The organism is Mammaliicoccus sp. Q-M61 (assembly GCF_022386055.1).
GTDB lineage: Bacteria > Bacillota > Bacilli > Staphylococcales > Staphylococcaceae > Mammaliicoccus > Mammaliicoccus sciuri_A.
Genome location: NZ_JAJNJL010000004.1, coordinates 41,887 through 56,092 on the forward strand (window position 1 = coordinate 41,887; position 14,206 = coordinate 56,092).

General features: G+C 31.3%; 15 protein-coding genes and 1 riboswitch. Of the genes, 11 read left to right on the forward strand and 4 right to left on the reverse strand.

Annotated features, from left to right (window positions below):
- The first annotated feature begins 265 nt into the window (after positions 1-265).
- The 3 genes from LQ677_RS07215 to LQ677_RS07225 all read left to right on the forward strand — a co-directional run bounded on the left by LQ677_RS07215 (position 266) and on the right by LQ677_RS07225 (position 3,453).
- Positions 266-1,987, forward strand: a complete 1,722-nt coding sequence (locus LQ677_RS07215; protein ID WP_196308004.1) for an ABC transporter ATP-binding protein — start codon at positions 266-268, stop codon at positions 1,985-1,987.
- A gap of 124 nt (positions 1,988-2,111) precedes the next feature.
- Entirely contained in the window at positions 2,112-2,492 is a 381-nt protein-coding gene (locus tag LQ677_RS07220; protein ID WP_037589324.1) for an RrF2 family transcriptional regulator, read from the forward strand.
- Positions 2,493-2,562: 70 nt separating this feature from the next.
- Positions 2,563-3,453, forward strand: a complete 891-nt coding sequence (locus LQ677_RS07225) for an NAD(P)/FAD-dependent oxidoreductase (protein ID WP_239748225.1) — start codon at positions 2,563-2,565, stop codon at positions 3,451-3,453.
- Positions 3,454-3,502: 49 nt separating this feature from the next.
- On the opposite strand, the gene LQ677_RS07230 is transcribed toward LQ677_RS07225, so the two are convergent.
- Positions 3,503-3,721: a hypothetical protein gene (locus LQ677_RS07230; RefSeq protein WP_206180763.1), complete on the reverse strand. Its 219-nt coding sequence runs from the start codon at positions 3,719-3,721 to the stop codon at positions 3,503-3,505.
- A gap of 74 nt (positions 3,722-3,795) precedes the next feature.
- Positions 3,796-3,895, reverse strand: a riboswitch (SAM riboswitch).
- 132 nt (positions 3,896-4,027) lie between these two features.
- Here LQ677_RS07230 and LQ677_RS07235 point away from each other — a divergent pair.
- The 4 genes from LQ677_RS07235 to LQ677_RS07250 all read left to right on the forward strand — a co-directional run bounded on the left by LQ677_RS07235 (position 4,028) and on the right by LQ677_RS07250 (position 8,711).
- A complete protein-coding gene (locus LQ677_RS07235; protein ID WP_037589320.1) occupies positions 4,028-4,693 on the forward strand; it encodes a PepSY domain-containing protein in 666 nt (221 codons plus the stop codon).
- Between the two features lie 240 nt (positions 4,694-4,933).
- The gene (gene efeO, locus LQ677_RS07240; RefSeq protein WP_037589373.1) at positions 4,934-5,794 is read left to right on the forward strand and encodes an iron uptake system protein EfeO; all 861 of its coding nucleotides are present in this window, start codon (positions 4,934-4,936) and stop codon (positions 5,792-5,794) included.
- Positions 5,795-5,800: 6 nt separating this feature from the next.
- Complete coding sequence (gene efeB / locus LQ677_RS07245) at positions 5,801-7,039, forward strand: iron uptake transporter deferrochelatase/peroxidase subunit (protein WP_239748226.1); 1,239 nt, start codon at positions 5,801-5,803, stop codon at positions 7,037-7,039.
- Entirely contained in the window at positions 7,014-8,711 is a 1,698-nt protein-coding gene (locus tag LQ677_RS07250) for an FTR1 family iron permease (RefSeq protein WP_239748227.1), read from the forward strand. The genes efeB and LQ677_RS07250 overlap by 26 nt, the downstream gene beginning before the upstream one ends.
- 214 nt (positions 8,712-8,925) lie before the next feature.
- Here the strand turns inward: LQ677_RS07250 and LQ677_RS07255 are convergent, their stop codons facing one another.
- Together LQ677_RS07255 and LQ677_RS07260 are read right to left on the reverse strand one after the other, a co-directional pair.
- Entirely contained in the window at positions 8,926-9,336 is a 411-nt protein-coding gene (locus LQ677_RS07255) for a hypothetical protein (protein ID WP_239748228.1), read from the reverse strand.
- Between the two features lie 78 nt (positions 9,337-9,414).
- Positions 9,415-9,804, reverse strand: coding sequence for a hypothetical protein (locus tag LQ677_RS07260; protein WP_239748229.1), 390 nt, complete (start codon positions 9,802-9,804; stop codon positions 9,415-9,417).
- 168 nt (positions 9,805-9,972) lie between these two features.
- Between LQ677_RS07260 and LQ677_RS07265 the strand changes: the two genes are divergently transcribed.
- Genes LQ677_RS07265 through LQ677_RS07280 form a run of 4 tightly spaced genes read left to right on the forward strand, consistent with a single transcriptional unit; the run spans position 9,973 to position 13,282 of the window.
- Positions 9,973-10,839: an ABC transporter ATP-binding protein gene (locus LQ677_RS07265; protein WP_201277779.1), complete on the forward strand. Its 867-nt coding sequence runs from the start codon at positions 9,973-9,975 to the stop codon at positions 10,837-10,839.
- A gap of 6 nt (positions 10,840-10,845) precedes the next feature.
- Complete coding sequence (locus LQ677_RS07270) at positions 10,846-11,577, forward strand: ABC transporter permease (RefSeq protein WP_239748230.1); 732 nt, start codon at positions 10,846-10,848, stop codon at positions 11,575-11,577.
- On the forward strand, positions 11,577-12,683 hold the full coding sequence (locus LQ677_RS07275; RefSeq protein ID WP_191836275.1) for a sensor histidine kinase: 1,107 nt from the start codon (positions 11,577-11,579) through the stop codon (positions 12,681-12,683). Before LQ677_RS07270 ends, LQ677_RS07275 begins: the two co-directional genes overlap by 1 nt.
- Positions 12,680-13,282 (forward strand): response regulator transcription factor, encoded by a 603-nt coding sequence (locus tag LQ677_RS07280; protein WP_191836276.1) that lies wholly within the window; start codon positions 12,680-12,682, stop codon positions 13,280-13,282. The genes LQ677_RS07275 and LQ677_RS07280 overlap by 4 nt, the downstream gene beginning before the upstream one ends.
- A 178-nt stretch (positions 13,283-13,460) precedes the next feature.
- Here LQ677_RS07280 and LQ677_RS07285 read toward each other — a convergent pair whose 3' ends face one another.
- Entirely contained in the window at positions 13,461-14,105 is a 645-nt protein-coding gene (locus tag LQ677_RS07285; protein ID WP_159315834.1) for a FusB/FusC family EF-G-binding protein, read from the reverse strand.
- Positions 14,106-14,206 lie beyond the last annotated feature (101 nt).

A 14,206-nucleotide genomic window follows, 5' to 3' on the forward strand; every position in this document is an offset into this window, starting at 1 on the left:
CCGAAAGCGAAATTTGCAGGCCGATAAATAAAAATATCGACCCGAAAACGAGATTTGCAGTCCGATAAAAATAAATATCGACCCGAAAACAGGATTTGCAGGCCGATAAAATAAAATATCGACCCGAAAATCCACCGCGCACCACTTCATCATCCATTTTATTTCGGATACAAAAACAATTTTAAATAAATTCTTAAAAAGTGCAGAAAAAATATAATTCTATAGTATAATTAAATTTGGTCGAAATTTATTTAGGAGGTCCGTTATGAAAGAATTCTTCCAATATTATAAACCCTATAAAGGATTGTTTTTCTTAGATTTTGGTTCGGCTGTTTTCGTAGGTATTCTCGAATTGGTGTTTCCACTTATTACAAGTATATTTATAGATCAGCTATTGCCAACTAAGAATTGGAGTTGGATTGTGATTTTTGTTTTTCTTTTATTATTCATATACGTTGTTGAATCTGTATTGAAATTCATCGTGACGTATTGGGGGCATAAACTGGGGACTAATATTGAAAGAGATATTCGTAATGAGCTTTATGAGCATATTCAAAAAATGAATTTTGGATTCTTTGATAACCAAAAATCAGGTAAAATCATTGGACGATTAACGAACGATTTAATGGATATTGGAGAAGTTGCTCACCATGGACCTGAAGATGTGTTTGTAGCAGTTATGACGCTTGTCGGTTCATTTGTCATTATGTTGACGATCGATGTGAAACTCGCGCTTATTACGTTCTGTGTTGTACCGATTATTTTTGTATTAACGATATACTTTAATCAAAAGATGTCAGGTGCTTTTAAGAACTTATTTAGCAATGTTTCGAGATTTAATGAGCTTATTGCTGATAATGTTGGTGGTATGCGTCTTGTACAAGCATTTACTAATGAAGGTCACGAATTAGCAAGATTTAAAAAGGTCAATGATAATTTTAGAGCGACAAAATTAAAAGCATATTCTTATATGTCTTGGAACTTGTCGATTAGTCATATTGCTCAAAAATTAACGTTAATCTTTGTACTGATTTTAGGAAGTTATTTTGTATTAAATGGAGCATTGTCATATGGTGGATTTGTAGCGTTTATTATGATTACAAATCTATTATTTAAACCATTAGAGTCAATTAATATGGTTATTGAACTGTTTCCTAAAGGTATTGCTGGGTTCAAAAATTTCAAAGAAATCGTCAATATGGATCCAGAAATTAAAGATAATGACGATGCTATCGAATTTATAGATGAACCAGATACGATTGAATATGAAGATGTATCATTCAAATATTCAGAGAAATTAATCTTAAATCAGTTATCTATCAAAATTGAACAAGGTGAAAAAGTAGCACTTGTAGGACCGAGTGGGGGAGGTAAAACGACAATTTGTTCGTTATTACCAAGGTTCTACGACCCGTTACAAGGTAAGATTAAAATCAATAATCGAGACATTAAATCTTATAAGTTGGAATCATTAAGAAAACAAATTGGTGTTGTACAACAAGATGTATTTCTTTTCGGTGGAACATTAAGAGATAATATTATTTATGGTAATTTAAATGCAACGGAAGAAGAAATTAATTACGCAGTTGACCAAGCACAATTAAGAACGTTTGTAGATGAATTGCCAGAAGGTTTAGATACTGTCGTTGGGGAACGCGGTACAAAATTATCTGGTGGACAAAAGCAACGTATTTCAATTGCGAGAATGTTCTTGAAGAATCCGCCAATTATTATTCTTGATGAAGCAACAAGTGCTTTAGATGTTGAAACTGAAAATAAAATACAATCAGCATTTAAGAATTTATCACGTGGACGAACATCACTGATCATTGCGCATAGACTGAGTACGATTAGACATGTCGATAGAATTGTATATATCGAACAAGGTCAAATACAAGAAATGGGCAGTCATGATGAACTCATGGATAAAGGCGGCAAATACAAAGATTTATACATGTCACAATTTGAACAAATTGATGAATTTTAACATAATGCTAGAGATCTTTTTGAAGAAAAAGGTCTCTTCATTTTTATATTTTGAGCTAAATAATAGACTTTCTGTTTAAAGTTGTTATTATAGAGTGGTAATATCTATGATTAAGAGGTGTAACATGAAGATTTCTAAAGGGTCAGACTATGGGCTGCATGCATTGGCATATTTAATTGCTAAAAGAGACCAACAACCAATCAATGTTAAAAGTTTATCTGAAACGTTAAATGTATCTGTAACATATTTATCTAAAATATTAACGCAATTAGTAAAGGCAAACGTCATAAAATCTGCATCTGGTGCAAAAGGCGGTTATTATTTAGTTAATAATTGGGAAGACATAACTGTCTATGATATTATTACTGCAATTGATGGTCATCAAAGTACACTTGAAGATAGCTTTGATCACGGTCCAGAGTGTAAGATACAAGCGATATTAACTTCTGCTGAAGATGAAATGACGCAAGCTTTGAAAAATAAAACTTTAAAAGATTTAATGTAAGTTAAATCTTTTTTTATCTATCAATTATAGATATTACGACTCTATAATAGTTATGAAAGGTGGAAATACTATGTTTGATTGTATCGTAATAGGTGGAGGGCCAGCAGGATTAGCGAGTGCACTCACGTTAGGAAGAGCTTTAAAAAAGACATTAGTGATAGACAATAATAATGCGAGAAATAAAGTGACACAGCATTCACATGCATTTTTAACACAAGACGGTGTAAGACCTGAAGAATTGAGAGCTAAAGCAGAACACGATGTAGATCAATATGATGATGTAACACGTATCAATGACACTGTGTTAAACATATTGAAAGAAGAGCATAACTTTATTGTTGAAACAGCCAATCAACAATATAAAGCTAAAAAAATTATGGTATGTACAGGATTGCGAGAAACATTACCAGAAATTGAAGGTTTAAAAGAAAGTTACGGCAAATCTGTCTTTTATTGTCCATGGTGTGATGGATATGAATTGAGACATAAACCATTACTTGTAGCTGTTCAACCTGAACATGTGAAACATATGGCTATGCTTATTAACAATTGGACAGACGATATCGTTATAAGTAGTCGTGATTTTTCATTATTAACTGAAGAAGATAAAGCGTTTATTGAAAGTAAACATATCACATTAGTGGAAAGCGAAGTAGCTGAATTTAAACATCATGAAGGACAAATTAATGAAGTTATCTTTAAAAATGGTGAACGAATTAATAGAAGCGGTGCAATCATTGGTGTGAAATGGGATACTGATTTTGAATTTTTAAAAGCGCTCAATATTGAAAGAGAAGACAACGGAAAAATAAAAATTAATGAGTTAGGCGAATCATCTGTACCAGGTTTATTTGTAGCAGGAGAAAGTAAAGATTTCATGGCATCTCAACTTATAGACGCAGCAGCAAATGGTAATCAAGTCGCAAAATTTGTAGCGATGCAAATCATTATGGAATCATAAATAAAACAGGCTGGGACATAATGTAATGTCTTAGCCTGTTTTATTTTGCTTATTTTTTAGTTATTTTAATATTAATTTCAAAGTCCCCGAATTGAACATTGTGATGTTCAGTATCTGAAGTTGGTTGTAGTATTGTGTTCTCGACTCTGCATAATTCTTGGATTAAAGCGTTCTTCTTCTGGGTCTTAGCTATTGAACCTGAAAAGCTTTTTGGTGGATTTGCCTTTAATTCTAATAGTTCTGATAAAATATCGTCTCTTGTTCTCATATTTATTGCCTCCTAATTTGATAGTTACAATAAAACAGCTCATCTTAAGATTAAGAAGAGCTGTTTAGAGAATCTTCTTATCTTTCAAGTTAAACTTGTTGGATTTAGCACAGTACATACGCCTGTTGCTGAGGTTTCATCGGGCCAATTCCCTCCGCCTACTCTTAATAAGACTACGAGCTATTTTATTGTTTCTTAATCATAACGAATAAATTGCATTTTGTCTAATTTTTTAAAAGCTAAATGTTTAAAAATTTTAAGATGGTCTATATATTAACTGAATATGAAGCATAGGAGGAATAGATTATGAAGTATAAAATGCTTTCTTTATTATTGTCAGCAGGTATCGTGTTAGCAGCATGTGGAAATGGTGACGATGATAACAATGATAAAAAAGATAATCAAAATGATGAAAAAACAGAACAAACAACTAAAGAAAATAGTAACGACGATCAAAATACAGATGATGATCAAGATTCAGATGATAACCAAAACACAGATGATGATCAATCTTCTGACAAAGCAACTGAAAATACAGTGAAATGGGATGACGTTAAAGTCTCTCCAGAAGATGCTGTAAAAGCTGCTCAAAAAGAATCAAAAGGTGAACTGAAAGATTTATCGTTTGAAAAAGAAACAGGCGAGTGGAGTTATAAAGTAGAATTAGTTGATGGAACAAATGAAAATAAAGTACTCATAAATGCAGATGATAAATCTGTTACGAATGTTGAAAAAGAACAAGAAGATAGTGATGATAATGATCAAACATTCAAATTATCTGATGTTGCAAAATTTGAAGATGCACTTAAAGTAGCACAAGACAAAGCTAAAGGTGATATTAAAGAATGGTCACTAAGTGAAGATAATGGCAAACTTGTTTATTCTATTGAACTAAAAGAAGGTAATAAAGAATCAACAGAATTTACAATTGATGCTAAGTCTAAAGAAATACTAGAACAAGAAACAGATTAATTTATTATAGAGCATAGGATAATTCATTTTGTCCTATGTTTTTTTTATGTTCATTAAGTGATTATCATTCTCAATTAATAAATCAGAAGAAGTTTGAAAAAATTTTCATTACATAAACACTATAGGTACAGTCTTATATTTGTATTTTTGATGAATTCTATAAAATTTTTATTGACTATTACACATTATAGGCATAAATTAAAGATGATAATGATAATCAATTAGATGGGAAGTGTTATGATGAAAAAGTTAGCAACAACTTTATTAGCAAGTACTTTAATTTTAACAGCGTGTGGGAATAGCGCTGATAAGAAAGAAAATGAAGATAAAAAAGAAACAAAGGAAACGAAAAAGTCTGAAAAAGCGGATTTCTCAAAAGAAACAAAAGCTTATAAAGATTTTACAACTGAACAATTAGATAAATTCTTAGCGGATACTGAAAAATTCGTTGAAGCGGTTAAAGCAGACGATATCGAAAAAGCGAAAGAAATTTATCCTACAGCTCGTATGTACTATGAAAGATCTGAGCCAGTTGCTGAAAGTTTCGGTGATTTAGATCCGAAAATTGATGCACGTTTAGCAGATATGAAAGAAGAAAATAAAGAAGACGAATGGTCAGGTTACCACAAAATTGAAAAAGCATTATGGGAAGATAATACAACTAAAGATATGGCACCAGTTGCTGATCAATTATTAAAAGACACTAAAGAGTTACGTGCAAAAGTAGATACAGTAGATGTTACACCTAAATTAATGTTACAAGGTTCAATCGACTTATTAAATGAAGTATCTAGCTCAAAAATTACAGGTGAAGAAGAAATTTATTCACACACAGATTTATATGACTTTAAAGCAAACATCGAAGGTGCAGAAAAAATCTTTGAAATATTTAAAGATAAAGTAGCAGATAAAGATAAAAAACTTGCTGACACAACTCAAGAAAGATTTGATAATGTTAATAAATTATTAGATCAATATAAGACTAAAGATGGTGGATATGAAGACTATACGAAACTATCTAAAGATGAAACGAAAAAACTTTCTGAAGCTGTCGATAAATTAGGGGAATCTTTAAGTCAAATGGCTGTTATTACGGAGTGATGATTGATGTCTAATAATGAAAATCATATAGCTAGAAGGGATTTTCTAAAACTCGCTGGTGTTGGTGGCGCAGGATTACTGATAGGTTCTACAGGTGTAGGCGGTACTTTTCTTGCATCTCAATACTTTGCTAAAGATAAAACAGGCGTGAAAAATAAAATCAATTTCTATGGTAAATATCAGTCTGGCATTACGACAGAACAACAAAAACATATTTACTTTGTCGTTCTGAGCATTAATAAAATGTCAATTTCAGATGTTAAAGAAATGTTTAAAGTATGGACAAATTATAGTGTTCATTTAATGAATGGTGAATATGTAAAAGAGCTTGGTAAAAACAAAATGTTACCAAGTCCAGATACAGGGGAGACGATTGGCCTAGACGCCAGTCGTCTGTCTCTTACTTTTGGTATAAGTCCTTCATTCTTTGAGAAAGTTGGATTGAAAAAGCATAAACCAGATTTATTAAAAGATTTACCGCATTTTCCTAAAGATCAAATTGATGAAGACTATTCAGGTGGAGACATTTGTATTCAAGCATGCTCAGATGATCCGCAAGTTAATTTTCATGCCATTAGAAACTTAATTAGAGTGGCTAAAGGTGAAGTTTCAATGAAGTGGAGCCAAGCTGGATTTAACTCATTTGAAGAAAAAGATGGTAAGAAAGAAACGCCTAGAAATTTATTCTCTTTTAAAGATGGAACAGGTAATCCTAATGTCCAAAATAAAAGTGATTTGAATGAATACGTCTTTATACAAGATGGTTGGGCTAAAAATGGTTCATATTTAGTCGCAAGAAGAATTCAAATGTTGTTAGAAACATGGGATAGAACGGCTTTAGGTGAACAAGAAGCCACATTTGGTAGATACCGTCATTCTGGTGCGCCAATTGGTAAAGAAAAAGAATTTGATACATTTGACCCTGATATTAAAGATAAAAATGGCGAGAACTTGATAGAAAAAGAGTCACATGTCAGTTTAGCAAAAGCAGCTAAAACGAATTTATTAAGAAGATCTTTTTCATATTCAGATGGTATAAACGCAAATACAGGTACTTTTGATGCAGGATTACTCTTTCTATCATTTCAAAAATCACCTGAACAATTTATTAAAATCCAAAGTAAAATGGGTGCTATTGATAAATTAAATGAATATATTACACATCGAGGTTCAGGTATTTTTCTATGTTTACCAGGTGTCCAAGAAGGAGGATATTTAGGTGAAACGTTATTCAATCGTATTTAGTTTAGTCGCAATACTATTTATGCTACTATCTTTGACCGCTAAAGCAGAAACGAGCTTAAGCGATATTTATATTAGTGTGACGGATGCCAAATCGGCTATACAAGATAAAGACGAAAAGGCATTCGACAAGCATTTCAAAGAGATTAAAGATAATTGGCAAAGTACGAATAAAAAAGACCATAAACTTGTGAAAAAAATAGATCAAGATATCGAAAAAGTTGAAAAAACAACGTCTCAAAAAGATAGAGAAAGTGCGTTAAATACACTGACTTCTGATTTAATTGATTATGAAAAAGTATTAAATCCTGTTGATAAACAGAAGAAACGAGATCAGTTACAAAATGAAATGCAGCCATTGATTAAAAATATAACAAAGGCGATCTCAGATAAAGATTTTGAAAAAGCAAAAACGATCAATAATCAATTAAATGCGACTTGGACAAAGAATGAAAAAATTGTTCGAGAAGAAGACATTGGTAGATATGGTCAAGTTGAAACAGCATTAATGTTTACAAGAATTGAATTAACGAAAGATAAAGTAGACGCGAATAGTGCACAAATGCAAGTCGATCAATTGAAAAAAGAACTTGATGATTATCATGCAGGGAAAAAATCAGATGCTAAAACAAGCGATCAAGATGTTAACATTTTAAATGAACATTTAGATACTGCGATTAAAAATATAAAAAATGATAATTTAGCTAAATCAAAGCAAGCGTTACAACAATTTATTATTGCATGGCCAAATGTTGAGAGTGAAATTAGCACGAGAAATGGTGCGTTGTACACTAAAATAGAACAGAAAATTCCTCAATATGCAGGTCAACTTGATGAAGATAATAAAGATGACATTGGTAGCCAGTTAGAAACGCTCAATCAAGAAATTAAATCAACTATTTCTAAGACGAGCTATACATTTTGGGATGCAGCTTTAATCTTATTACGTGAAGGTGTAGAAGCGCTGCTCATTATTATGGCGTTGCTTACTGTAACACGTAAATCTGAACAAACAAAAGCATCAAAATGGATTGTTACAGGAAGTGTCATCGGTATTGTATTAAGTATTGCGTTAGCTTTCATATTTAAAGCAATATTTGAAAACTTAGGTTCAACAAGAGAATTAACAGAAGGTTTAGTAGGTATTGGATCTGTGATATTAATGATCATCGTAGGTATCTGGTTGCACTCTAAATCAAGTTTAGATTCGTGGCAGAACTTCATCAATAAAAATATGGATAAAGCTATGTCTACAGGAAGTATCGTTACTTTTGGGTTAGTCGCTTTCCTATCTGTATTTAGAGAAGGTGCTGAGACGATTATCTTCTATTTAGGTATCGTTGGGAAAATCTCAACATGGTCATTAATATTAGGTATTATCGTCGCATCCGTCATACTGGCGTTAATTGCAATCTTCTTTAACCAAATTACAAAATGGATACCAATACATCGCTTATTCTTTATCATGTCATTATTCATATTTATATTGGCATTTAAAATATTAGGCGTAAGTATCCATACATTACAAATATTAAACATAGTACCACAACATACAATTAATCACTTACCATTCATAGACTTAATAGGATTTTATCCAACATACGAAACATTGATACCACAATTAGCATTAGTCATTTTAGTTGTGATTTACTATGCAATGAGTAAGAAGAAATAGAGTAATTTAAAACGCTAAGAAAAAAGGAATTGTCTTAGCGTTTTTTAGTGTGTTGCCAAAGCCTTAGACTTTATTGGCATTTTTTTATGCGCATGCTTTCCGCGGGCATGTTCTCAGCCTGTAGTCTTCGAATCATGCTGTTCCCGCAGGAGACAGCGCTAAAAAATACCATTTGAAATGATTTATGTTTCAGATTTAGTACTTAAAAATCAATTTAGTTTTCGTTGTAATTGACATAATAAACTTGATCAATAAATTCTTGTATGAGTTCATCTTCATATTTGTCTGCTATCTTCTCACTCATCTTTTCATCTAAAATTATATTGTCACTTATATAATCTTGATAATGTCCAATTTCATGCGCTAATATTCTTAAAATGTTTAAATCACTATCAAAAAGTGACATTTCTTTTTTTAATTGTCCATAGCTATGTGTGGAAACGACTATTCTTGGATACTTAAATAAAGATTTGGGATATTGGAAGTAACCATAAGAATCTTCGAGTTCTTTATGCGTAATATGAATATTAACTTTTAAAGGGAATTCCAATTCTTTTTTAATGAAATTTCTAAATTGTACAAAAGCCTTCTTTAAATGAGCACTTATTTCAGAATCAAACTTCAACGTAAGTCCATCCTTATAAAGTGTAGAACTATTATTATGACAAAATAAATATTTGTAAGTTAAATAATAACTGTATTTTCAAATGTTATATTCAAATCGGTCAAAATGATCAATGAGTTCTTTATGTGTAACTTGTTCGTACTCTAAAGTATAGAATTGTGCGATATGAAAATTTAAATCATATAAAATTTCAGAAAGTGCATATTCAAATTCGTTTACAATAATGTTATTGCTCTTTTTAGCCACAAGATATTCTTCAATATTATATAAAGAATAATATATATGACGATTATCAAAGTCTACTTGGCAATCTGAAAGATAACCATAAGAACTTATTGGAGCATCATGGATAATAATTTTAATGCTTTGATTTAATATGTTATTTCTATTAATCCATTTAATATAATTTCTGATGCTTTGAACTACACTTGTGTGATTACTTTTATTTATTACTGATATTTTAGTCATCTTCATCATCCTCAAACACTTCTTACAATAAATTATCTATACATTCCAAATATTGTCAATTTAATCTTACAATCATTCATGACATTTGTCATATGATATTCGTGACAGTTTGTACTTATAACGGATGGTGTGATTTTTTATAATATAGATAACTTATAAAGGACGGTGATGATTGTGATTGATGTTCAAAATGTAACGAAAATCTATAATCAGAAAAAAGTTGTGAGTGATGTTTCTTTTCAAATTAATGAGGGTGAATGTACGGCTTTAATTGGTCCAAATGGTGCTGGTAAGTCTACGTTGATTGATATGATTATTGGGGACAGACATCCTAATGACGGGCAAATTATTAGTGACAATCAACAATTAGATAAGAAGCGGATGGGTATTTTGTTTCAAACGACGGCTTTCCCGGATGTGATGAAAGTTAAGGAGTTGTTTTATCTTTTTAAGTCTTTTTATAAAGATACGATTTCGATAGAAACTTTTAAAGAAATTACTCGATTCGATAATGATAAACTTGAACAATTTGCTGCTAAATTATCTGGTGGTGAACGCAGAATATTGGATTTTACATTATCTATTATTGGGAAACCGGATTTTGTCATTTTGGATGAACCGACAAGTGCGATGGATACTGAAATGAGGAAGCATTTCTGGAAAGTGATTGAGGAAATGAAACAAGAAGGTAAAACGATATTTTATACTTCTCATTATATTGAAGAAGTTGAAAGAATGGCTGACCGTGTTGTTGTACTTAATAAAGGTGAGCTTGTTATGGATAGTACACCTAGAGCGATACGTCATAGTGAAAACAAAACGATGATTCAAATTCCTTTATCTAAGAAAGAAGTGGTGAACATTCTTAAAAATGTTTCGGTTGAAGCATCTAAAGATATGCTCATCATTACGACTGAAGATGTTAATCCTGTTATTAAAGCATTTATAGACTATGGCATTGATTTTAATGAGGTAGAAATTATTAAAGAGTCATTGATGGATACGATATTTTCAAAAAATGAAGAAAGGGTTTGATGAGATATGTTATGGGCGTATTTTAAATCTGAATTGTTATTGTTAACTAAAAAAAAATCATATTTAATACTTTCGATTATGTTGCCGTTAGTATTTTATTTAATATTTACAGCGTTATTGGATTTACCTAAAGAATACGAAGCTAAATTTTATAAAGAATATATGTTTAGTATGGCGACGTTCAGTTTAAGTAGTTTCTGTATTATGACATTTCCGTTAGAGATGATAGAAGATAAGAAAATTGGATGGTCTAAAAATTTATTCAAAACACCTTTATCTCCAAGTTATTACTATGCAGGGAAAGTAATGAAACTCATGTGCATGTTTTGTCTAGCCATTATCGCATTATTTTTAACAGGTGCTTTTTATAAAGGTGTTGAAATGTCAGCAGGCGAATGGATTGGCTCAGGATTGATGTTATGGGTTGGGTCTAGCATGTTTTTATCAATGGGCGTTCTCATATCTCAAATAAAAGATATTCAAAAAGCTAGTGCTATTGCGAATATCATATATTTAGGACTTGCTGTATTGGGTGGACTTTGGTTCCCGACAGATCAGTTTCCAGATTGGCTAAAGCACGTATCGTATGCAACACCTACTTATAATTTAAGAGAACTTTCTTTATCTGTGACAACTCAAGGTGGTATACACTTTGTATCACTTCTTATATTGGCAATTTATTGTATACTGTTTATAAGTATTGCGTTGATTATACGTAAAAAGACGGAAGTGGTTTAATGACATTAATAGAAAGAATTAAAGATAATCCTATAGGTTCATCAAACTTAATTTATCTCATCTTTCCGATATTGAGTTTAACAGTACTTGGTCATAGAGGACCTTTATGGAGCGGTATATTGGTTACCGCTCTATTTACGATAAGTTACTTAATGATGATTTATGTAGATTTATCTAAAAGGCGCATGCTTAGAAGAATACTTTTAATGGTTCATTTTTTAGGTATATTTTATTTTGTAGATTTTTTTAATGCTTCTCACTTATTATTCTTTTTCTATGCAGCTTATATTATTCCATATGTTTTTCAAACTAAAATAAAATCTATCGAAGTATTGATGTATATTGTGTCGTTTATGATTGCTATTTATATTATTGCAGTTGATCATAGAGACTATTTAATTATTATGATACCTATGAGTATTGTCATGATATTTATTATGTTTGGAAATTTTAAAGCGTTAGAATCTGAACAGTTAAAAGAAGAAATTAGAAGTAAAAATGAACATATCAATACGTTAATTGCTGAACAAGAACGAAATCGAATAGGACAAGACTTACACGATACGTTAGGTCATGTGTTTGCGAGTTTAAGTATTAAATCTGAACTTGCGATGAAATTAGTGGATAAAGATATTGATAAAGCGAAAGAAGAAATGGCGTCTGTGAATGAATTATCTAAAGAAGCACTTGTTAAAGTAAGAGCAATTGTAGATGATTTGAAGTTGCAATCTTTTGAAGAAGAAGTGAAGACGATGGAAACATTGTTAGAAAATGCAAACTTATCGTTTGAATTTAACAATGCTGACAGAGCTCAATCACTCAGTCCAACTCGACAATCAGCACTGTCCATGATTTTGAGAGAAGCGGTTAACAATGTCATTAAGCATGCACAGGCTACTAAAGTAACAGGTGAAATCGTTGAAGAAAATGAACATTTAACATTGGTAATCATAGATGACGGCATAGGTATGAAACACATTGATGAAGATGATTTTAAGAGTATCAAAAATCGTGTTCATGCATTAAATGGCCAACTAAAAGTAAGTAATTTAAATAAAGGATTAAAAATGACGATCACATTGCCTAGAGGGGATGACACATTATGATATCAATTGTTATAGCAGAAGACCAAGAAATGTTACGTAAAGCCATGGTTCAATTGATGGAAATGAATGATGAATTAAATATTTTAGGGGACTTTTCAAATGGAGAAGATGCATTAGAAAGTATTCAAAGTCACGAACCAGATGTCGCGATACTAGATGTCGAAATGCCTAAAATGACAGGATTAGAAGTATTGAAAAAAGTAAAAGATTCAAATTTAAATACGAAAGTCATCATCGTTACAACTTTTAAAAGACCTGGATACTTTGAGAGTGCAGTAGCAAACGATGTTGATGCATACGTATTGAAAGAACGATCAATAGATGAACTTGTCGAAACAATTAAAAATGTGATGGACGGTAAGAAAGAATATAGTGAATCTTTAATGACATCAATGTTTAAAGATCGAAATCCATTAAGTCCGAAAGAACAACTAGTATTGAAAGAAATAGGCAAAGGCTTATCCAGTAAAGAAATATCAAAAGAGTTATATTTATCAGACGGCACAATTAGAAATTATACATCGATAATTATAGATAAATTAGAAGCAGATAACCGGTTTGACGCATGGCAGAAAGCAATCGAAAAAGGATGGATATAGATAGGTGCAAGGGTAGTAGAGGTAAGTAGGGAATTTCTGGACCGATAAAATAAATTACCGGTCCAGAAATGAGAAATATGGACCGATAAATAAAAATAACGACCCGAAAACGGGATTTTCGGGCCGATAAATGAAAAGCTGAGCCATCATTTGATGATGTGCTCAGCTTTCTTATTGATTATTTTGTTTTTACTGTGTGTATAAACTCATATAATCCGTTTAGTTGATCGAGTTGTTGATTACAATGTTCACTATCATGGCAAATATAATTACCATTTTTAGTATATGTTCCATCACCTTTTGACTTCGTAGTTGATAGAAACATGGAAACATTGGATTCTTTCTTACATATACTACAGATTCCGGGTTTAATGGTAGGTGATAAGTCTCCTGATACACCTATCAATTTATCATCTTCATAAAGCACGATAAATTTCTTTTGTTTACCAGAATCATTCCAACCTATATATGAAGACTCTTTTAAGTCTATGTTATCCCATTCTGGATGTTTTAATTTCTTGGTCTTTTTAAAGATTTTTTCAAGTTGCTTACTTGAAGGCTGTTCAAATGGAACGACGTAGCTTTTAAGTCCAAATAATAATTTCTCAATTTGTGCTCGAGAAATCTTTTTATTCATAATGATTTTTGTGAAATCTTCTATTTCTGAATGCTTTTCCTCAAAAAGCTGTGAAATATGGTCGTATGTTATAGCTTGAAACGTATCGATTGTTTTTATATCATTTACAGATTTATAAACGTTAAATAACTGTTCAGATTTTTCTTTAATACTAACGAATTGATATGGTTTAATGTAATTATTCATATTGAATCCCTTCTTTTAAATTATTTCCTTTGATCGTTGGGTATGAATAATTGTAGAGAACATGACACATTTAGTAGCATCTTAAGATCCCTCCTTATCAG

Excerpts from the sequence above, each read along its gene's own strand:
- LQ677_RS07270 (WP_239748230.1), top strand. The coding sequence starts at position 10,846 with ATGTTATGGGCGTATTTTAAATCTGAATTGTTATTGTTAACTAAAAAA.
- LQ677_RS07280 (WP_191836276.1), top strand. The coding sequence starts at position 12,680 with ATGATATCAATTGTTATAGCAGAAGACCAAGAAATGTTACGTAAAGCC.
- efeO (WP_037589373.1), top strand. The coding sequence starts at position 4,934 with ATGAAAAAGTTAGCAACAACTTTATTAGCAAGTACTTTAATTTTAACA.
- efeB (WP_239748226.1), top strand. The coding sequence starts at position 5,801 with ATGTCTAATAATGAAAATCATATAGCTAGAAGGGATTTTCTAAAACTC.
- LQ677_RS07235 (WP_037589320.1), top strand. The coding sequence starts at position 4,028 with ATGAAGTATAAAATGCTTTCTTTATTATTGTCAGCAGGTATCGTGTTA.
- LQ677_RS07285 (WP_159315834.1), bottom strand. The coding sequence starts at position 14,105 with ATGAATAATTACATTAAACCATATCAATTCGTTAGTATTAAAGAAAAA.
- LQ677_RS07275 (WP_191836275.1), top strand. The coding sequence starts at position 11,577 with ATGACATTAATAGAAAGAATTAAAGATAATCCTATAGGTTCATCAAAC.
- LQ677_RS07215 (WP_196308004.1), top strand. The coding sequence starts at position 266 with ATGAAAGAATTCTTCCAATATTATAAACCCTATAAAGGATTGTTTTTC.
- LQ677_RS07225 (WP_239748225.1), top strand. The coding sequence starts at position 2,563 with ATGTTTGATTGTATCGTAATAGGTGGAGGGCCAGCAGGATTAGCGAGT.
- LQ677_RS07265 (WP_201277779.1), top strand. The coding sequence starts at position 9,973 with ATGATTGTGATTGATGTTCAAAATGTAACGAAAATCTATAATCAGAAA.
- LQ677_RS07220 (WP_037589324.1), top strand. The coding sequence starts at position 2,112 with ATGAAGATTTCTAAAGGGTCAGACTATGGGCTGCATGCATTGGCATAT.
- LQ677_RS07230 (WP_206180763.1), bottom strand. The coding sequence starts at position 3,721 with ATGAGAACAAGAGACGATATTTTATCAGAACTATTAGAATTAAAGGCA.
- LQ677_RS07260 (WP_239748229.1), bottom strand. The coding sequence starts at position 9,804 with ATGACTAAAATATCAGTAATAAATAAAAGTAATCACACAAGTGTAGTT.